Here is an 18,199-nt window from a genome sequence, read left to right on the forward strand (position 1 = left end):
TAACGCAGGGCGGGCTCGCCCCGCCGCTTGCACCCACGCGCCGCCCGGGTCCTTGCCCGGGCGGCGCGCTACCATGGGCGGCATGAAAGCGCACAACCCCGACCTCGCCACCCGCCTTGTCCACCACGCCTACACACCGCCTGGCGATTTCGCCGCACCGCAACCGGGCGTGTACAAGGCCTCGACGGTCATCTTTCCGAACGTCGCCGCCATGCGCTCGCGCGAATGGAAGGACAAAAGCGGCTACACGTATGGGCTGCACGGCACGCCCACCACGTTCATTCTTGAAGAGCGCCTGTGCACCCTGGAAGGCGGTCTGCAGTGCGTACTGGTGCCCAGCGGCCTGGCCGCGATTGCCAACGTTGCGCTGGCGCTGCTCAAGCCTGGCGACGAAGTTCTGATCCCCGACAACGCCTATGGCCCCGGCAAAGACCTGGCCAGCGGCGAACTTGCGCGGTTTGGCATCACCCATGTGTTCTACGACCCGCTCGATCCGTCGGATCTGGCGGCCCGCATCACCCCGGCCACCCGATTGGTGTGGCTGGAAGCGCCGGGCTCGGTCAGCATGGAGTTCCCCGACCTTTGCGAACAGGTGCGCATCTGCCGTGCACGCGGCGTGACCACGGCGCTGGACAACACCTGGGGCGCGGGCCTGGCGTTCGCACCGTTCGACCTCACCAGGGACGCAAGTCTCGGCGTCGATATTTCCGTCCACGCGCTCACCAAATACCCCAGCGGCGGGGGCGATGTGCTCATGGGCAGCGTGATGACGCGTGACCTCGCCTTGCACATGAAGATCAAGCTCACCCACATGCGGCTGGGCCTGGGCGTAGGCGCCAACGACGCCGAAGCCGTGCTGCGAGCATTGCCGAGCATCGGCCTGCGTTACCGCGCCCATGACGAAGCGGCACGCAGCCTGGCGCAGTGGCTGCAGCAGCAGCCCGCCGTGGCGCAGGTGCTGCACCCCGCACTCGATGGCTCGCCAGGGCACGCGCACTGGAAGGCCCTGTGCGGTGGGGCGCAGGGCGGGCAAGGGCTGGCGGCCGGCCTGTTCAGCGTGATGATCGATGCCCGCCATTCACAACAGCAGGTGGATGCGTTTTGCGACGGCCTGCGCCTGTTCAAGCTCGGCTACAGCTGGGGCGGCCCCATGAGCCTGGTGGTACCCTATGACATCAATGCCATGCGCAGCCGCGCCAGCACCCACCTGAAGGCGGGCACGCTGGTGCGGTTTGCCGTAGGGCTGGAGGGCGTGGAGGACCTGAGGCAGGACTTGCAGCAGGCCCTGGAGCGCGCCTTCAACTGAGGCAACGCCACTTCGGCTGGCAGCCGGTACCGCGGGATACGGGCTTTCCTCAGTGGCGCTGCCGCAGCGGCGGCCTTAGTGTGGCGGTATGACCGTGACCACCTCCAAGGCCGCTCCGGATGCACCGGGCGCGCCAGACATTTCCGAATCCCAGCACGCCGAGGCCATTGCCGAGCGCGTAAAGGCCCAGCAGGCCCAACCCATCCAGTTGCAGCCCGTGACAATGGGCGACCCCTTCCGCTGGCTGGCGCGGGGCCTGCAGGACGTGCGAAACGCTCCGGGCATCGCTGTGTTTTACGGCGTTTGCTTCTGGGGCATGGCGCTGCTTCTGGGGTGGGTGTTCCGTACCCGGCCTGAATACACCATGTCCCTGGCCAGCGGCTGCCTGCTGCTGGGCCCCTTTCTGGCCATGGGGCTTTATGACACCAGCCGCCGGCGAGAGGCCGGGCTGAAACCGCAGCTGAGCGAGTCGCTCACCTGCTGGGACAGCCACATGGGCAGCATGGGCATGCTGGTGCTGGTGCTCGTGGTGCTCGAACTGCTCTGGGGGCGTGCGTCGCTGGTGGTGTTTGCCGTGTTCTTCAACACCGGCATGCCGTCCACCACGGGGGTGCTGCAAGCCGTGTTCAACCCGCAAAACTGGAACTTTGTGGCGGTGTACACCCTGGTGGGGGGCGCGTTTGCCGCGCTGGTGTTCTCCACGTCCGTGGTCTCGATTCCCATGATTCTCGACCGCGACACCGATGCACTGACCGCAGGCATCACCAGCATCCGCGTGGTGTTCGAGAACCCCGCGGTGATGCTGCTGTGGGGCGCGCTCATCACGGGCATCGTTGCCGTGTCGCTGTGGTTCTGGGGCGTGGGGCTGCTGCTGGCAGGCCCGGTGCTGGGGTTTGCCAGCTGGCACGCTTACCGCGCCTGCGTGGCGCCGCCACAGCGCACCGTCTGAAATGCATACCGCCGTTGCGGGATCAAGGCCGGCCCGCAGCGCCGGCGCAAAGCCCCAAGCTGTTACAGTGGGTCTCAACTTCAGGAAGCTACTACCTTGGCAACACCCAACTACGGATACGAAAAACGCCAGCGCGAACTCGCCAAAAAGCAAAAAAAGAAGAGAAGCTGAGGGCCAAATCACAGCGCACACCGGGCGATCAGCAGGGCAGTGACCAGCCCGCTGAGGGGCACCCCGGCCATGACGGCGCGGCCCCCGGCCAGCCCGCAGCGGGCCCGGGCGCCTGAGGCCTCTTCAGCGCAGCAGTTTTTTCAGTTCCGGCCACACGTTGGCCAGCATCTGCGGGTGCGCTTCGGCGCGCGGGTGGATGCGGTCAGGCTGGAACAGACGGGTCGGCTCCGGCCCGTCGGCCACGCCCTTCAGAAAGAACGGCACCACTGCCGCTTTCTGCGCCTTGGCCACCTTGGTGAACAGGCCGGCGAACTGATCGGCATAGGCGGTGCCATAGTTGGGCGGCACCTGCATACCCACCAGCAAGACCTTTGCACCGGCTTTTTGCGCCGCTTGCGTCATGAAGGTGAGGTTCTCCTCGGTGTTCTTGAGCGGCAGGCCCCGCAGGGCGTCGTTTCCGCCCAGTTCCACCACCACATGGCTGGGCTGGTGCTGGGCCAGCAGCGCCGGCAGGCGCGAACGGCCGCCGGATGTGGTCTCGCCACTCACGCTGGCATTGACCACCGTGGCGCTCATTTTTTCCTGGGCCAGCTGTTTTTCCAGCAAGGCCACCCATCCGGTACCACGTGCCAGCCCGTATTCGGCGCTGAGGGAATCGCCCAGCACCAGAATCACCGGCGGCCGGGCCGGTGCGGTGGCGGCCTTGCCGGGGGCCTGGGCGGCCGCCAGCGGCGCACAAAGCCCCACCACCACGCCGATACCGGTGCTCAGGATAAAGTGGCGCCGTCGCTGCAGATAACGAATCAAAGTAAAGAACCTTTCATGCCTGAATCCTCCACATTGCCCACGACATCATCTTCCACACCCATCATTGCGGTGGAGCATGTCTTCAAGTCGGTGACGGATTCCACCGGAACCCTCGACATTCTGCGGGATATCGATTTCCGCCTGGCTGCCAGGGAAACAGCGGCCATTGTGGGCGCCTCGGGTTCGGGCAAAAGCACGCTGCTGTCGATCATTGCCGGACTGGATACCCCCACGCGTGGCACGGTGCGGCTCGATGGCCACGACCTCTTTGCCATCAATGAAGACGAGCGCGCCGCGCTGCGCGCCCAGAAGGTGGGCTTTGTGTTCCAGAGCTTTCAGCTCATGGGCAACCTCACGGCGCTGGAAAACGTGATGCTGCCGCTGGAGCTGGCCAACCGCCGCGATGCCCGCAAAGCCGCCGCCGACATGCTGGCGCGCGTCGGGCTGGGTCAGCGCCTGTCGCACTACCCCAAGGTGCTGTCGGGCGGCGAACAGCAGCGCGTGGCGCTGGCGCGGGCGTTTGTGGTGCAGCCGGCCGTGCTGCTGGCCGATGAGCCCACGGGCAGCCTCGACTTCGCCACCGGCGAGACCATCATGAAGCTCATGTTCGAGCTGAACCGCGAGCAGGGCACCACGCTGGTGCTGGTCACCCACGACCGCGCCATCGCCGAGCAGTGCGAGCGGCGCATCACCATCGAAGCCGGGCGGGTGGTCTGAATCAGTTTTTTTTTGGTGTTTTTGGCCTCCAGCGCTTATCTGTAAAGCGCGGGCAGCTATTCATTTAATAGTGCGACGGAGTGGCTGTCTGCGCTCAGCGGATAATCCCTCCCCATGTCCAGCCCCAAAGTTCTCTTCGGCTTTCACGCCGTGGGCGTGCGTCTGAAGACCGCGCCGAAATCCATCATCGAGATTTACTACGAAGCCACGCGGCGCGATGCCCGCATGCGCCAGTTTCTCGACCGCGCCCGCGAGGCGGGTGCCCGCCTCATCGAGGCCGACAGCGTGCGCATCGCCAAGCTGGCCGGCAGCCATGGCCACCAGGGCGTGGCCGCACGGGTGGAGCCCGTGAAGGTCGCCACTTCGCTGGATGAACTGCTGGAAGACCTGGAAGCCGCCGGCATTGAGCAGCCCCTGCTGCTGGTGCTCGACGGCGTGACCGACCCGCACAACCTGGGCGCCTGTTTGCGCGTGGCCGATGGCGCGGGGGCCCATGCCGTCATCGCCCCCAAGGACCGCGCCGTGGGCATCAACGCCACCGTGGCCAAGGTGGCCAGCGGCGCGGCCGAGACCATGCCGTACTTCATGGTGACCAACCTCTCGCGCACGCTGAACGAGCTCAAGGAGCGCAACATCTGGTGCATCGGCACCAGCGACGATGCGCCCAAGACCATCTACCAGGTCGATCTGAAAGGCCCCGTGGCCCTGGTGCTGGGCGCCGAGGGCGACGGCATGCGCCAGCTCACGCGCAAGACCTGCGACGAGCTGGTCTGCATCCCCATGAAGGGTGCGGTCGAGAGCCTGAACGTGTCGGTGGCCAGCGGCGTGTGCCTGTACGAGGCGCTGCGCCAGAGGACCTGACCTGCTGCCGTCGATGCAAAGCGCGTCGCCCGACACCATCAAAACCTGGGTGCAGCAGGCGCGCCACGTCGCCGTGCTGACCGGCGCCGGTATCAGCGCCGAATCGGGCGTGCCCACCTTTCGGGATGCGCAGACCGGCTACTGGGCGCAGTTCCGGCCCGAAGACATGGCCACGGAAGCAGGTTTTCGCGCCCACCCGCAGCGCGTGTGGGACTGGTACCAGTACCGGCGCGAGCTGCTCGCAGGCGCTTTGCCGAATGCGGGCCACATGGCCCTCGCGGCGTTCCAGCAGCAGTTTCCCGGCCGGATCACGCTGATCACCCAGAACGTGGACGGCCTGCACCAGCGCGCCGGCAGCACCGGCGTACTGTGCCTGCATGGCGACATCTTTGAAGACCGCTGGCTCGACATGCCGCGCAACTGTTGCCATATCGAGCACGCCGTGGCGGGTCACCCGCCGCATTGCGACCGCTGCGGCAACCTGCTGCGGCCCGGGGTGGTGTGGTTTGGCGAAGCCCTGCCTTTTCGCACCCTGGAGGCCGCGCAGCAGGCTGCAAAGGCGTGCGACCTGATGCTGGTGGTGGGCACGGCCGGGGCGGTGTACCCGGCGGCGGGCCTTGCGCACCAGGCGCGCGCTGCCGGGGCGCGGGTGGTGGTGGTCAACCCCGCGCCCAGCGAGCTCGATGGCACCGCCCACGCGGTGCTGCGCGCCCCGGCGGCCCAGGTATTGCCAACGCTGCTGGGCTAGTTGCGTCGTTTTGGTGCATTTGCTGTCACAAAGCTGACACGTGGCGGGCCCGCTTGCCGGTAGCCTGCCGCACCTTTGTCTTTACACCCCACTCCCACCATGAGCCGTCGTCAATTTCTCCTGCGTGCCACCCAGGCCGCTGCCGCCACGGGCCTGCCCCTGTGGGCCCACACCGCCAGCGCGGCGGACGAGGGCCTGACGCCCAAGCTGATCACCCTGGGCTGCTCGATTGCGCTCACCGGCCCGCTGGGCCAGGCGGGCATCGAGCAGGTGGCGGGCATGAAGGCCGCGTTTGCCGAGGTGAACCAGGCGGGCGGCATCCATGGCCGCGAGATCCGCATGGACCCCAAGGACGACGGCTACGTGGCCGCCCGCACCCTGCAGAACGTGACCCAGATGGTGGATTCGCAATCGGTGTTTGCCTTGATCTCGCCCCTGGGCACCGCCAATACCGCTGCCATCCTCCCGCTGATCGAAATGCGCGGCATACCCACCGTGGGGCCGGTAACGGGCGCCACCTCGCTGCGCAGCCCGGAGGCCCGCCACGTATTCTTCCTGCGCCCCACGTACCGTGAGGAAACCCAGCGCCTGGTCAAGCAGATCGTGGACATGGGCCTCAAGCGCATTGCCGTGGTGTACCTGGACAACCCGTTTGGCAAGGAAGTGCTCAAGGACATGTCGAAGGCGCTCGACGACATCAAGGTGGAGCGCGCCGGCGAATACGCGCTGGCGGTGGACGGCAAGAACGGCGCCGATCTGGCCGACAAGGTGGCCGCCGAGCGCCCCGGCGCCGTGCTGCTGGCCACCACAGGCACGGCCAATACGGCCTTCGTGCAGGCATTTCGCACCAAGGCCCAGGGCGTGCCGCTGGCGGGGCTGTCGGTCACGGTGCTCGCCTCGGAGATGCCCAAGCTCGCAGCGTCCTCGCGCGGCCTGGCGCTGGTGCAGGTGTTTCCGGATGCCAATTCGCTCAAGTCGGTGGCGGTGCGCAAGTTCCAGACCACGATGAAGGCCGTGGGCGCCGATGCTGCCTACATCCACAGCGGCAGCGCGCTGGAGGGCTGGCTCAACGCCCAGATCATGATTGAAGGCCTGAGAAACGCCGGCAAGGACCTCACGCGCGAACGCCTTCGCGCCGGGCTGGCCAGCATCCGGTCGCTGTCGTTTGGCGACTTCAACGTGGGCTTTGGCAACAAGGCGCCATACATCGGCTCGGACGCGATCTACCTGGCCGTGTACGCCGAAAACGGCCGCCGCATCAGCTGACCGGCGCGGCCTGCCCCCCCTACACCCAGCCCATCGCCCCCAGCACCGCCCCCGCGCCCAGCATCCACAGCAGGTGCAGCCGGGTGCGCCACACCAGCACCACGGTGCTGGCGGTCAGCAGCCACAGGGGCCAGTCGGTGGTCCAGTCGCCGTGGGCGCGGGCCAGCACCCACGAGGTGGCCAGCAGCAGGCCTATCACCACCGGCGCCATGCCCTGCTTGAAGGCGCGCACGCTGCGGCGGTTGCGGTTGCGGTGGCCCCAGCGGGTGGCCAGCCAGGTCAGCAGGCTGCTGGGCAACATCACGCCCAGCATGCACAGCGACATGCCCAGCGCGCCCAGGGCCCAGCCCGCCATACCCGGCCCACCGGCGTTCACGCCCACGTTCCAGCCCAGCAGCGCCACAAACAGCACATTGGGCCCCGGTGCGGCCTGGGCGATGGCGATCGACGCGCTGAACTGCGGGTCGGTCAGCCAGGCCTGGCGCTCGACGAGGAACCGGTGCATGTCGGGCGCCGTGGCGATGGCGCCGCCCACGGCCAGCAGCGACAGCGTCAGGTAGTACAGGAACAGGTTGAGCCAGTCGCCCGCGCCCAGGGCCAGGGGCAGTGCGGTCATGGTGCGAGCTTTCGGAAGGTGAGCACGCAGGCAACGCCGCCCAGCACGGGCAATATCCAGAACAGCGGCAGCCGCAGCCACGCCATGGCCGCAAGGGCCAGCCCTGCCAGCGCCATGCACATCGGCCGGCCCAGCGGGTGGTTCTGGATGGAAGCAAACAGCTTGATGCCCACCCCGGCAATCAGTCCCGCCGCCACAGCGCCCATGCCGCGCAGCGCGCCCGCCACGGCCGGGTGGCTGGCGAATTCGGCATACACCACGGCCAGCGCCAGCACCAGCATGAGCGGAAACGTCAGCATGCCCGCCAGCGCCGCCAGCGCGCCGCGCAGGCCAAAGTAGCGGTCGCCGATCATGATGCTCAGGTTGACCACGTTGGGGCCGGGCATGATCTGCGCCACAGCCCAGTCCTCCAGAAACTCCGCGTTCGTCATCCAGCGCTTTTTTTCCACCAGCTCGCGCTGCACCACCGCCAGCACGCCGCCAAAGCCCTGCAGGGCCAGCCAGGTGAAGGACCAGAACAGATCGCCGGGGCTGCGGGGCTGAAGCCGCTGTGGAGCGTCGCCGGAGGGGGAGGGCGGGTTGGCGTCTGTGGCCATGCTGTGTATGGGTAAAAAAGGCCGCAAACGCTTGATGGTATTGCGCAAGCAGCTATCAAATAATGAGTAATGGGCCGGGCGGCCATGATGATGGCTTTCAGCGCGCCATGTTACGCGTGCCGCGCGGCGCGCCAAGCTTGCGGGTGGGGCATGGGCGTCGTGGTGTGGCAGGGCGGGGGCGGTGATTTGCGTTCGCGGGCGGGTGGGCACGCCGGTATGCTGCGGGCTGGTTGCATCCCAAGGACCCTCCGCCATGAAACTCATTCGCTACGGCCAGCCCGGCGCAGAACGCCCCGGCCTGGTCGACGCCACCGGCACGCTGCGCGACCTGTCGATGCTGCTGCCCGACATCGGGCCCGCACAGCTCCACCCCCGCACCCTGGCCGCTCTGGCCGCCATCGACGCGAGCCGCTTGCCCGCGGTGGACGGCACACCGCGCCTGGGCAGCCCGGTGGGTGGCGTGGGCAAGATTGTGTGCGTGGGGCTCAACTACGCCGACCACGCGCGCGAGGCGGGCCTGCAGCCGCCTGCCGAACCCGTGCTTTTCATGAAAGCCGTGACGGCACTCAGCGGCCCCAACGACGACGTGCGCATTCCGCCCGGCGCCACCAAGACCGACTGGGAGGTCGAGCTGGGCATCGTCATCGGCACCCGTGCGCAGCAGGTGGCCGAGGCCGATGCGCTGCAGCACGTGGCGGGCTATGTGCTGGCCAACGATGTGTCCGAGCGTGCCTGGCAGATGGAGCGCGGCGGCCAGTGGGACAAGGGCAAGAGCTACGACACTTTTGCGCCCATCGGCCCCTGGCTGGCCACGGCCGACGAAGTGCCCGACCCGCACGCCATCGACCTGTGGCTGGAGGTGAACGGCCAGCGCGTGCAAAACGGCAGCACGCGCAATTTCATCTTTGGCGTGCCCACCGTGGTGTCGTACATCAGCCAGTTCATGACGCTGGAGCCCGGCGACGTCATCCTGACCGGCACGCCCGCCGGCGTGGGCCTGGGGCAAAAGCCCGCGCCCTGGTTCCTGAAAGCGGGCGACGTGGTGCGCCTGGGCGCCACGGGACTGGGTGAGCAGGTGCAAACGTGCATGGGCGGGTGACGGGGGCAGTGACGGGGCAGTGATGGGCCAGTGATGGGCCGTTGAGCGCGGGCGGCATCGGCAGGTCATCGCCAGGCCCGGCGTGGTTGACTATCGCCACGCTTGCCCCGTACCCTGCCAGCCTTCCCGACTTTCACAAAGAAGACGCCAATGACCTCCGCCACACGCCGCCTGCACTTTGAGCGCCACCGTACCGACCGCATTGGCTGGTTGCGTGCCGCCGTTCTGGGGGCCAACGATGGCATTGTCTCTACCGCCAGCCTGGTGGTGGGTGTGGCGGCGGCGCAGTCCAGCCAGTCCACCATCGTGATGACGGCAGTGGCCGGGCTGGTGGCGGGCGCGATGTCCATGGCGGCGGGTGAATATGTGTCGGTGCACTCGCAGGCCGACACCGAAAAGGCCGACCTTGACCGCGAGCGCGCCGAGCTGGCGGCCGACCCCGCCGCCGAGGCGCGCGAGCTCACCGCTATCTATGTGGACCGGGGCCTCACGCCCGAACTGGCCCAGCAGGTGTCTGAGCAGCTCATGGCGCACGATGCGCTGGGTGCGCATGCGCGGGATGAACTCCATGTCTCGTCCGCGCTGGCCGCCCGCCCGGTGCAGGCCGCCATTACATCCGCCGCCGCTTTTGCCGTGGGCGCCGCACTGCCGCTGGCCGTGGCCGCTGTGGCACCCATGGCCAGCCTGCTGTACTGGGTGGCGGGTACAGCGCTGGTGTTTCTGGCTGTGCTGGGGGCGGTGGCAGCCCGCACGGGCGGCGCGGGCATGGCCGTGGGCGCCTGGCGCGTGACCTTCTGGGGCGCACTGGCCATGGCGATCACGGCAGGCGTGGGGACGTTGTTTGGGGCGCCGGTCTGACGCTTTGCCCGACACCCCCCGCACCCACCCCTGTGCGAAAGCCTACGTTCCCAGCTTGCCCACCAGCAGGTGGTCTTTGGTGCGCCAGCCCGCCTGCTCTGGCGTGCTTACCTTGAAGATCTTCAGGTCTGCCTGGCTGGCGTGCTTGACGCGGAACACCTTGAAACTGGCCTGGTTGGGGTAGGCCACAAAAAACCAGATGCCGTCGCCGCTGGCCTGGCTGGCGTAGTGCACCTCGTGCCAGCACAGGTCGGCCTGGGTGGCGTGCGCCACTTCGCAGATCAGCGCGTCGGCCTGGTGCTCGTACTTCACTTCCAGAATCTTGGCCATGGGCGTCCTCTGTGATGATGTGCAAGGGTAGCCAGACTTTCCGCCCGCCATGCCCCGGGTTGCTACGTAGTCAGGCCAGATTCTACGTAAAAAGTGCCACCAGCGCTTGATGGTAAAGCGCTAGCAGCTATCAATTCAGGAGCCAATGAGTTCAAGGGTTCAGGCGCTGCCGCCAGCCGGTGCCAGCTCCACGCGGTTGCGCCCTGCGGCCTTGGCCGCGTACAGCGCGGCATCGGCGCGTGAATAGAAGCCGCTGGCGTCTTCGGCGGGTTGCAGCGTGGCCACGCCAATGCTGATGGTGGCGGGCTGGGCCAGCCAGGTGGCCTGGCCCACGGCGGTGCGCATGCGCTCGGCCACCTCCAGGGCGCCCTCGGTGTCGGTGTTGGGCAGGATCACGGCGAACTCCTCGCCGCCCACGCGCGCGACGATGTCGATCACCCGCGCGCAGCCGCCCAGCACCTGCGCGATGGCCACCAGCACGGTGTCGCCCACCTCGTGGCCGTGGTTGTCGTTGATCTGCTTGAAGTGGTCCACGTCCAGCATCAGCAGGCTCAGCGGCGTCTTGCGGCGCTCCACGATCGCCAGCTCCAGCTGCAGGCTGTGGTCGAACATCCGGCGGTTGTTCAGGCCGGTCAGCGCATCGGTGTTGGCCATCTCGCTGAGCCGCAGGTTCAGCTCGTCCACACGCTGTATCTGCGCCACCAGTTGCTGGTTCAGCGCCTCGGCGTCCTGCAGTGCCTTGCGCAGGCGCACCTCGCGCATCGCGCAGTGCGCCAGCTCCACCAGCACTTCAATGTCCTGCTCCGTCCAGCGCTTGGGTTTGAAATCCACCGCGCAGAAACTGCCCAGCATGTCGCCTTGCTCGGTGCGCAGCGGAATGCCCGCATACGCCCGGATGCCCAGCGACTTCACGGTAGGTACATCGCGAAACACCGGCAGCTGCGTCACATCGTCCAGCACCAGGGCGCCGTCAGACACCAACGAGTAGTGGCAGAACGTACGCCCATGCAGTTCGCGGGCCGAGGCCAGCGGCTCGCCGAAGCCATAGGCGCTTTTGTAAAAGTCGCGCTCCGCGTCCAGCAGTGAGACGAAGGTGACCGGCGCCCCCGTGAGCTTGGCGGCCAGTCGGGTCAGGCGGTCAAAGCTTTCTTCGGCCGGGGTGTCGAGCAGGCCGGTGGCGTGCAGTGCCGCCAGCCGCTGCGGGTCTGCCAACGCCGTTGCAATACGGGCTTCGTCGGCAGGCGGCGGGGGCGGTGTGTGCATGGCGCATCGTACCTATTTGTAAAAAACCCTGTCACTGCGCCAGTGCCACGCCGCCCGCCAGGCGCTGGGCCACCACGCTGCGCACCGGGCCGGGCGCACCTTGCAGCAGCGCCGGCCACTGGCTGCGCGCCAGCTTCACCACATCGCGCAGCAGGGCCAGGTGCCGGGGCACGCGCAGCAGCCCGGCGGATTTCATCAGGCCCTCCATGTCGGCCCAGGTCAGCGCCCGCAGGGTGTTGTCGATGGCGCGGTTCATGCCGTACTGGCTGGGCGGCACCCCGTCAAAAAACGCGGCCACGCACACCGGGTCGTACACCGGGGCCAGCTGGGGCACGCGGCCATCGGGGTACACCAGGGCCCAGTTTTTCAGGTGGGCATCGGTATTGCCCATCAATATGAAAGCCACCATGCGCGCCAGAAACTCGCGCGTGTCCTGCACCGGCTGGCGGCTCAGGCGGTTGAGCACGCGCAGCATGGTGGCCCAGTCCTGCAGCGCGCCCTTGCCATGGGCCTTGCCGTACTTTTGCCGGGGGGTGTAGCCCAGCACCTGGTTGAACTCCTCCATGTGCACCCGGGCGCCGCCGGGCAGGTGGTCAAAGCGCTGCACGGCCAGAATTTCGTTGAACGGCACGGTCTCGGGCAGGTCGGCCTCGGCGCGGGTGATCACGCGCACATCCGCGCAATGCAGGCCCAGCGCCAGGCACAGCTGGTAGCCGGTGAACTCGTTGGCCACCAGGTCGGGGTGGGCCGTGGTGGGCAGCTTCAGGATCACGCTGCCCGCCGCGCCCTGGCGGCGCACGGTGTAGCGGCGGCCGTCCTGCACCGCGCTGAACTTGGTCACCACGCCGGGCAGCGAGGCGGCGTCTTCCACCGGGTATTCCACAAACCCCGGCTCCAGCACATCGAGGCCCTGGGTGGTGTGCCAGTGGCGCACCACGTCCGGGATGCCGTCTTGGGCGGGCACGGGCTCCACCTCCAGCGCGCCCATCAGGTCGTGGCCTGCGGCGGCCAGCAGCTCGAACTCGTCGTCGGGGCTGCAGCCGCGCTCGCGCGCCAGGCGCTCGCGGTTGTGGCCCTCGGGCAGCAGGTTCTGAAAATACACCGGCCAGCGCCCATCGGTGCGCACCAGCCGCGCATCGCGCGCCGACGCCAGAATCTGCTGCGTGGCCGCCTCGTCGGCACCCTGAAAGCTCAGCGACAGGGTGGGGCGCTGCGGGTTGCGGATATAGCTTTCGTCAAACGACACGCGCAGGATGTCGCCGTATTGCGAGAGGTAGCCAATGGGCTCGCGACCACCCGCCGACCCGTCCGCGTTCGCCGGGCGGTGCAGGTACAGGCGCAGGTAGCGGATGGAGGTGGTCATGGGGTAGGGTCAGCGGCGCAGACCATCCACCACCGAGGGCGGTGCATCCGCGCCCTCCGGCTGGCCCAGAAACTTGCCCCCCGACTGGATGAACGCCGCAAGGCTGGGCCGCAGGCTGCTGGGCACGGCAATGATGTCCATGCCCAGCACGCGGGCCATCTCGGCCAGGGTGGAATAGCGCGGGTCCAGGTCGCCGCCTTCGGTGCGCTGCACCGTCATGCGGCTAAGGCCCGCGCGCTCGGCCAGCTCGGCCTGCGTCATCTGGTGGGCCTTGCGGGCGGCGGCCAGGGTGGGGATGAGGTCGGTTTGCATGGTCGTATTTATACGCTTTTTTCGATAAAAGCGCATTCTTATATGCAAATTGACCGCCCGTGTGACGACAAGCGTGCGCGGCCACGGCCGCCGTGCAGTGGCCGCCGTGCCATCGCCGCCGAGCAGTGGCGGCCGTGTAATCGCCGCCGTGAAATTAGCGCCGGTAGTGCCGCCGGTAGTGCCGGTGTCCGGTGGCTCAGCCCTGCATGAACGGGGCAAAAAACGCCGTCAGCCCAGCGTAGTCGCCCAGCGGCAGCACGTGTGCCACGTACTGGTCCGGGCGCACGATGACCAGGGCGCCCTGCGCGCGGTCCACGCCGCGCAGGTCAAAGATGTCGGCGTTGCCCGTGGGGCTGGCGCAAAAGACCTTTTCATAGTCGAGCAGGCCGTAGCGGCCTTTGGCGGGCAGCAGCAAGGGGGGCAGGGCGTCCATCGCCACGTCGCGGTGGCTTTGCTGGAAGATGGCGCGCAGGTCGAACACGGCGTCCACATCCTGGCCCGCGCGGGTGTAGCGGCGCACGGGGGAGTCGGGCGATTCTGCGAGGAACCTGCACAGCGCGCGCACACCGGTCTGTTCGTCGTGCAGATCCTGGGCGCCCGCAAAGGCGTAAAGGCGCCAGCGGCCGTCGGCCTTGCCCGCGTGGCCCAGGTGCACGGGCCGGGCGTCGCTCGCCCGCACCACCGGGGCTGAATGGAAACGTGTGCCGATCACAAACCCGGTGGCCAGGCCCTGGTGCGTAGCGGGGCCGGTGATGACCGACGCCCGGTAATGCGTGCCCACGCCCGCCGTGAAGCGGCCGTGCTGCTCAAAATACCGCTGGAACTCCTTGGGGTCTACCGCGCCAGAGCGGTCGCTGAACATCGTGGCCCATTCGCGGTCGAAGTCGATCAGCTGCTGCGCCACCACCTGGCGCTCGCTGGAATAGGTGTGCAGCAGCTCGGGCCTGCACTGCCCGCGCAGCACGGCGGCCAGCTTCCAGCCCAGGTTGAAGGTGTCCTGCATCGAAAAATTCATGCCCTGGCCCGCCTTGGGGCTGTGGGTGTGGCACGCGTCGCCCGCGATGAAGACGCGCGGCAGCGGCGCGCCGGGGCCTTCTTCCAGCACATCGTCGTATTTGTCGCAAATGCGCTGGCCGATCTCGTACACCGACCACCACGGCACCTCTTTCACGTCCAGGGTGTAGGGGTGCAGCACACGCTGGGCACTCGCGATGAGTGCATCAAGCGTGATGTTGCGGTGCGCCACCCGCTCGTCCTCGCCCAGCTTGTCCATCTCGACATACAGGCGCACCATGTGGCCGCCTTCGCGCGGGATGACCAGCACATTGCCGTGGGCAGACTGGATGGCCGCCTTGTAGCGGATGTCCGGGAAGTTGGTGGTGGCCAGCACGTCCATCACGCCCCAGGCGTGGTTGGCCGAGTCGCCCACCAGTTGCCGCCCGATGGCCTTGCGCACCCCGCTGCGCGCACCGTCGCAGCCCACCACATAGCGCGCCTGCACGGTTTCGATCTGGCCCGCGTGGGCGCCATCGGTGCGCTCCAGCCGCACGGTAACGGGGTAGTCGGCCTGGCTCGGGTCTACCGTGGCATCGATAAAACGGCGGCTGTAGTGGGGCTCCAGGCGGCTGGGCGCGTTGCGCATCACGTCCAGGTAAAAGTCATGCACCCGCGCCTGGTTGAGCACCACGTGCGGGAACTCCGACAGGCCATCCTCCGTGTCCTGCACCCGCCCGTGGCGGGCAATCTGGCCGGGCTGGTTTTCGTCGGGCTTCCAGAAGGTCACCTCGTTGATCCAGCAGGCCTCCTTCAGCACCCGCTCGCTGAAGTCAAACGCCTCAAACATCTCCATGGTGCGGCAGGCAATGCCGTCGGCCTGCCCCAGTTGCAGCGGGCCATCCTTTTGCTCGACGATGCAGGTGTGAATCTCCGGGAACGCCGCCAGCTGCGCCGCCAGCGTGAGGCCCGCAGGGCCACAGCCCACGATCAGCACATCCACCTTTGACGGCGCCGCGTCGGTGTGCGGCAGCGCCCCTGGCGCGGCTGCGTGGATCAAGGGGTCGCCAGGCTGAAAGCCATTCAGGTGGAATTGCATGGTCAAGGAGGTTTGTGAGGGGAAGAAAAAAGGGCAAGAAGGGGCGGAACGAGCGAAAGAACAATAAATCAGTATTCTGAACGTCAGTATACGTACGATATCCCGGTGACACAATCCACCCATTCCCCAGAACCCCTGTGCCATGGCCCTGCAACCGCCCACCGACCGCCCCGAACTCCCGCAATTTCCCGGCCACTGCATACGCCGCCTGCAGCAGGCGGCGGTGGCCGTGTTCATGCAGGACGCCGAGGCCAGCGCCATCACGCCCGTGCAGTTTGCGGTGCTCTACACGCTGGCCGACCAGCCCGGCATCGACCAGCGCACGCTGGCGCGCGAGGTGCACTTTGATACCTCCACGATCGGCAGCGTGGTAGACCGCATGGAGGCCCGCGGGCTGCTGACGCGCAGCCTCTCAGACCACGACCGCCGCGTGCGCCTGCTGCACCTCACCGACGACGGCGCACAGCTGCTCGAGCGCATGGTGCCCAGCGTGCTGCGTGTGCAAGACCGCATCCTCGCGCCACTCACCCCGGCAGAGCGCGAAGAATTCATGCGCCTGGCGCAGCGGGTGGTGGCGCACCATGGCGCGTCGGGCGGCGACTGAGACAGAGCGCTGCGGCGCGCACCCGGCGCCTTACCCCCGCCAGGCCGTAACGCCCCCTCCCGCCACAGCCTGCGCCCGGCCCAGGGCCTCCAGCGTTTGCAGCAGCGTGGGCAGGCCCTTCTTCCACGGGCCCCGGCCTTTGAAGCGGGCCTCGATGGCGCTCAATGTGAGCGGGGTGGGGCTGGCGGCCAGCGCATCAGCCACGGCGCGCACCTGCTCGGGCAGCGTGGCGGGCCAGGGGTGCTGGGTTGCGGGTTTTGTTTGCTCTTGTTTTGATAGCGGTTTTTCACTATTCAAATCAGCCTCTGGCGCTTGATCCTCTTGCGCCAGCAGCTCCTGTTTTTGCAGTGAATTTTGCGGATTTTGAAAGTCCGGCCGCAGCCAGCGCACGCGGCCCTGGGCTTCTTCTGCGGCGCGCTGGGTGTTGAGCTGCACCAGGTGGGCCAGGATGTCGTCGGTGGTTGCGGTGGCGGGCAGGCCGTAGGCCGCCAGCACGGCGGCGTCCAGCTCGTCGTGCAGCTCGCGCAGCACGCCCACCAGGCCCTGGGCGTGCTGGGTTTTCTCTTTGGCCGTGAGCGCGCGGCCCTCGCGCAGGGCGGCCAGCACGTTGTAGAGGCCGGTGAGGGTGAGGCCGGTGTTGCCGGATTCGGGGGCGAGAACGCGCTTGCGGTGGGCGTCGATTTGTTCTGCCAGCTGGGCGATGCGCTCGCGCAGCTGCGGGGTCAGGCCGGTGTCTTCGTCGGGGAAGGGGAAGGTTTCGAAGCAGCGGGAGTTGTTGTAGCGCGGGTCGTTGCCGACGCCCAGCCGTGCGCCGGTGGCCAGTGCCCACGTGATGTGAGCTTGGCTGGATAGCAAACCTAAACAGAACGAATCGTCGTGAGCAACAACAATCAGTCCTTGGTCGGGCAGAACTTTGGCGGAAACAAACTGGAAAGTTCGGTGCTTTGCCGTCATCGGCGTTGCAATGAATCGAGAAGTGCCAGCCAACGCACGCCGCATTTCTGGCCTTGGTTTGGCAAAAACCCACCAGCGGTCAGCATAAGCCGCACCGTCTTTCGTGTTGGCATTGGCATCGCGTTGTGGCTTCACCGCTTCCAGCACTCTTTGATATGCCCCCGGGAACCTCGTCCGCGCTTCTTCCCGATTCAAACCGAAGAAGTCGATTGCGTGCGCGTTCCTCGGCTTTTCAGCTAGGTCACGCCCATTCAGAATCGGCTTCAAAGCGCCGGGTTCGTTCGTGATGAGCGCGTCGTCTTGTTCAACCCAGAAGCCAGAGCCCATCAAGGTGACGCCGCGAAAAGTAATGCCTTGGCATGCCTGCAACGGTATGGCCGCCGCCACGTTCGCTCCTGCGCTCAAATCCGCGTGAATGAGCCCGCGCCGTTCGCTCAGCGTCACCGCCACTTCGCCATAGTCGCCTGTCTGTTCGGTGGTCACGGTTTGCACGCAGCCTTCGCCCGCCGAAGGCGCCAGCACCGTCATGGCAATCCGCACCGCAGCGCCATTGGCGCCGTCCACCCAAGGATGGTCGGGAATCGCCATGTGCAAATGGCAGCCCTTGTCCAGCGCCGCCTGCACCACGCGCCGATTGAAGGTCTGGCGCAGGCTGTTGGTCGTAATCAAGCCCATGCGCCGCGTGTGGCCCGCCGCCACTTGCGCGGCGGCGTGGTGCCACCAGAACATCACAAAATCCGCGCTCTCGGGCACCTCGGGCCAGGCGCCGCGCAGGGCTTGCACATAGCCGTCGCCCAAGGCGGCGCGCATGCTGGCGGCACCAATGAACGGCGGGTTCCCCACAATGAAATCCGCCTGCGGCCACTGCGCCTGCCGGGCGCCCACGTAGCGCCATTGCGGCACCTGGGCGGCTTCGTCGGGCACTTGTTCGCCCGTCACAGGGTGGGTCTTGAACGTGCGGCCGTCCCAGCGGCTGAGCAACTGGCCGGCCTCGTCATACGCCAGCTCTTGCGCGTCCCAGGCCAGCACGGCGTCGCGGCATTCGATGTTGCCGTAGTTGTGCACCACGGGCTCGGCCACGGCGGCGTTGCCACGGGTGCGGATGTGCCATTGCAGGTATCCAATCCACAGCACGAGTTCGGCCAGGGCGGCGGCGCGTTCGTTCAGCTCGATGCCGCGCAGTTGTTGCAGCGTCACCGTTTCGCCTTCAAAGCCGAGCTGGTCTTGCGTGTGGCCTAACGCTTCGAGCTGGTTGACGACTTCGCCCTCCAGGCGCTTCAGGTGCTC

At 67.3% G+C, this 18,199-nt stretch carries 18 protein-coding genes and 1 pseudogene; 10 read left to right on the forward strand and 9 right to left on the reverse strand.

Annotated features, from left to right (window positions below; genetic code table 11):
* Positions 1 to 73 precede the first annotated feature (73 nt).
* From KYG_RS03030 to KYG_RS25000, 3 genes and pseudogenes are all read left to right on the forward strand, one after another.
* On the forward strand, positions 74 to 1,306 hold the full coding sequence (locus tag KYG_RS03030) for a PLP-dependent transferase (RefSeq protein WP_008903349.1): 1,233 nt from the start codon (positions 74 to 76) through the stop codon (positions 1,304 to 1,306).
* Positions 1,307 to 1,394: 88 nt separating this feature from the next.
* The gene (locus KYG_RS03035; RefSeq protein ID WP_008903350.1) at positions 1,395 to 2,255 is read left to right on the forward strand and encodes a DUF2189 domain-containing protein; all 861 of its coding nucleotides are present in this window, start codon (positions 1,395 to 1,397) and stop codon (positions 2,253 to 2,255) included.
* A gap of 96 nt (positions 2,256 to 2,351) precedes the next feature.
* A pseudogene (locus KYG_RS25000) lies at positions 2,352 to 2,542 on the forward strand (hypothetical protein).
* 7 nt (positions 2,543 to 2,549) lie between these two features.
* On the opposite strand, the gene KYG_RS03040 reads toward KYG_RS25000, so the two are convergent.
* A complete protein-coding gene (locus KYG_RS03040; RefSeq protein WP_008903351.1) occupies positions 2,550 to 3,233 on the reverse strand; it encodes an arylesterase in 684 nt (227 codons plus the stop codon).
* Between the two features lie 15 nt (positions 3,234 to 3,248).
* Here KYG_RS03040 and KYG_RS03045 point away from each other — a divergent pair, with 15 nt between their 5' ends.
* The 4 genes from KYG_RS03045 to KYG_RS03060 all read left to right on the forward strand — a co-directional run bounded on the left by KYG_RS03045 (position 3,249) and on the right by KYG_RS03060 (position 6,825).
* Positions 3,249 to 3,950, forward strand: a complete 702-nt coding sequence (locus KYG_RS03045) for an ABC transporter ATP-binding protein (protein ID WP_008903352.1) — start codon at positions 3,249 to 3,251, stop codon at positions 3,948 to 3,950.
* 114 nt (positions 3,951 to 4,064) lie between these two features.
* The gene (rlmB, locus tag KYG_RS03050) at positions 4,065 to 4,811 is read left to right on the forward strand and encodes a 23S rRNA (guanosine(2251)-2'-O)-methyltransferase RlmB (protein ID WP_008903353.1); all 747 of its coding nucleotides are present in this window, start codon (positions 4,065 to 4,067) and stop codon (positions 4,809 to 4,811) included.
* A gap of 13 nt (positions 4,812 to 4,824) precedes the next feature.
* Entirely contained in the window at positions 4,825 to 5,559 is a 735-nt protein-coding gene (locus tag KYG_RS03055; RefSeq protein WP_008903354.1) for an NAD-dependent deacylase, read from the forward strand.
* A gap of 99 nt (positions 5,560 to 5,658) precedes the next feature.
* A complete protein-coding gene (locus KYG_RS03060; RefSeq protein ID WP_008903355.1) occupies positions 5,659 to 6,825 on the forward strand; it encodes an ABC transporter substrate-binding protein in 1,167 nt (388 codons plus the stop codon).
* 19 nt (positions 6,826 to 6,844) lie between these two features.
* Here KYG_RS03060 and KYG_RS03065 read toward each other — a convergent pair whose 3' ends face one another.
* The gene (locus tag KYG_RS03065; RefSeq protein WP_008903356.1) at positions 6,845 to 7,441 is read right to left on the reverse strand and encodes a chromate transporter; all 597 of its coding nucleotides are present in this window, start codon (positions 7,439 to 7,441) and stop codon (positions 6,845 to 6,847) included.
* On the reverse strand, positions 7,438 to 8,037 hold the full coding sequence (locus KYG_RS03070) for a chromate transporter (protein ID WP_008903357.1): 600 nt from the start codon (positions 8,035 to 8,037) through the stop codon (positions 7,438 to 7,440). Before KYG_RS03070 ends, KYG_RS03065 begins: the two co-directional genes overlap by 4 nt.
* Before the next feature lie 253 nt (positions 8,038 to 8,290).
* On the opposite strand from KYG_RS03070, the gene KYG_RS03075 reads away from it, so the two are divergent.
* On the forward strand, positions 8,291 to 9,136 hold the full coding sequence (locus KYG_RS03075; RefSeq protein ID WP_008903358.1) for a fumarylacetoacetate hydrolase family protein: 846 nt from the start codon (positions 8,291 to 8,293) through the stop codon (positions 9,134 to 9,136).
* Between the two features lie 150 nt (positions 9,137 to 9,286).
* Complete coding sequence (locus KYG_RS03080; RefSeq protein WP_008903359.1) at positions 9,287 to 9,994, forward strand: VIT family protein; 708 nt, start codon at positions 9,287 to 9,289, stop codon at positions 9,992 to 9,994.
* A gap of 42 nt (positions 9,995 to 10,036) precedes the next feature.
* Here the strand turns inward: KYG_RS03080 and KYG_RS03085 are convergent, their stop codons facing one another.
* The 5 genes from KYG_RS03085 to KYG_RS03105 form a co-directional block, all read right to left on the reverse strand.
* On the reverse strand, positions 10,037 to 10,324 hold the full coding sequence (locus KYG_RS03085) for a DUF6150 family protein (protein ID WP_008903360.1): 288 nt from the start codon (positions 10,322 to 10,324) through the stop codon (positions 10,037 to 10,039).
* A gap of 159 nt (positions 10,325 to 10,483) precedes the next feature.
* Entirely contained in the window at positions 10,484 to 11,587 is a 1,104-nt protein-coding gene (locus KYG_RS03090; RefSeq protein WP_008903361.1) for a sensor domain-containing diguanylate cyclase, read from the reverse strand.
* 31 nt (positions 11,588 to 11,618) lie between these two features.
* Positions 11,619 to 12,950, reverse strand: coding sequence for a type II toxin-antitoxin system HipA family toxin (locus tag KYG_RS03095; protein ID WP_008903362.1), 1,332 nt, complete (start codon positions 12,948 to 12,950; stop codon positions 11,619 to 11,621).
* Between the two features lie 9 nt (positions 12,951 to 12,959).
* On the reverse strand, positions 12,960 to 13,262 hold the full coding sequence (locus KYG_RS03100; protein ID WP_008903363.1) for a helix-turn-helix transcriptional regulator: 303 nt from the start codon (positions 13,260 to 13,262) through the stop codon (positions 12,960 to 12,962).
* 196 nt (positions 13,263 to 13,458) lie between these two features.
* Positions 13,459 to 15,354: an FAD-binding monooxygenase gene (locus tag KYG_RS03105; RefSeq protein WP_008903364.1), complete on the reverse strand. Its 1,896-nt coding sequence runs from the start codon at positions 15,352 to 15,354 to the stop codon at positions 13,459 to 13,461.
* A 142-nt stretch (positions 15,355 to 15,496) separates the two neighbouring features.
* Between KYG_RS03105 and KYG_RS03110 the strand changes: the two genes are divergently transcribed.
* Positions 15,497 to 15,958 carry a MarR family winged helix-turn-helix transcriptional regulator gene (locus KYG_RS03110; RefSeq protein WP_008903365.1) on the forward strand — a complete coding sequence of 154 codons (462 nt, stop codon included), beginning with the start codon at positions 15,497 to 15,499 and terminating at the stop codon, positions 15,956 to 15,958.
* Positions 15,959 to 15,988: 30 nt separating this feature from the next.
* Here KYG_RS03110 and KYG_RS03115 read toward each other — a convergent pair.
* On the reverse strand, positions 15,989 to 18,199 hold a 2,211-nt coding region (locus tag KYG_RS03115), incomplete at its 5' end, for a DNA methyltransferase (RefSeq protein WP_008903366.1).

The sequence above is a fragment of the Acidovorax sp. NO-1 genome, assembly GCF_000238595.1.
In the GTDB taxonomy this organism is placed as follows: domain Bacteria; phylum Pseudomonadota; class Gammaproteobacteria; order Burkholderiales; family Burkholderiaceae_C; genus Acidovorax.

Coding starts and splice junctions, on each gene's coding strand:
- KYG_RS03090 (WP_008903361.1), bottom strand. CDS start 11,587: ATGCACACACCGCCCCCGCCGCCTGCCGACGAAGCCCGTATTGCAACG.
- KYG_RS03030 (WP_008903349.1), top strand. CDS start 74: ATGGGCGGCATGAAAGCGCACAACCCCGACCTCGCCACCCGCCTTGTC.
- KYG_RS03070 (WP_008903357.1), bottom strand. CDS start 8,037: ATGGCCACAGACGCCAACCCGCCCTCCCCCTCCGGCGACGCTCCACAG.
- KYG_RS03110 (WP_008903365.1), top strand. CDS start 15,497: ATGGCCCTGCAACCGCCCACCGACCGCCCCGAACTCCCGCAATTTCCC.
- KYG_RS03075 (WP_008903358.1), top strand. CDS start 8,291: ATGAAACTCATTCGCTACGGCCAGCCCGGCGCAGAACGCCCCGGCCTG.
- rlmB (WP_008903353.1), top strand. CDS start 4,065: ATGTCCAGCCCCAAAGTTCTCTTCGGCTTTCACGCCGTGGGCGTGCGT.
- KYG_RS03095 (WP_008903362.1), bottom strand. CDS start 12,950: ATGACCACCTCCATCCGCTACCTGCGCCTGTACCTGCACCGCCCGGCG.
- KYG_RS03045 (WP_008903352.1), top strand. CDS start 3,249: ATGCCTGAATCCTCCACATTGCCCACGACATCATCTTCCACACCCATC.
- KYG_RS03105 (WP_008903364.1), bottom strand. CDS start 15,354: ATGCAATTCCACCTGAATGGCTTTCAGCCTGGCGACCCCTTGATCCAC.
- KYG_RS03100 (WP_008903363.1), bottom strand. CDS start 13,262: ATGCAAACCGACCTCATCCCCACCCTGGCCGCCGCCCGCAAGGCCCAC.
- KYG_RS03080 (WP_008903359.1), top strand. CDS start 9,287: ATGACCTCCGCCACACGCCGCCTGCACTTTGAGCGCCACCGTACCGAC.
- KYG_RS03060 (WP_008903355.1), top strand. CDS start 5,659: ATGAGCCGTCGTCAATTTCTCCTGCGTGCCACCCAGGCCGCTGCCGCC.
- KYG_RS03085 (WP_008903360.1), bottom strand. CDS start 10,324: ATGGCCAAGATTCTGGAAGTGAAGTACGAGCACCAGGCCGACGCGCTG.
- KYG_RS03035 (WP_008903350.1), top strand. CDS start 1,395: ATGACCGTGACCACCTCCAAGGCCGCTCCGGATGCACCGGGCGCGCCA.
- KYG_RS03055 (WP_008903354.1), top strand. CDS start 4,825: ATGCAAAGCGCGTCGCCCGACACCATCAAAACCTGGGTGCAGCAGGCG.
- KYG_RS03065 (WP_008903356.1), bottom strand. CDS start 7,441: ATGACCGCACTGCCCCTGGCCCTGGGCGCGGGCGACTGGCTCAACCTG.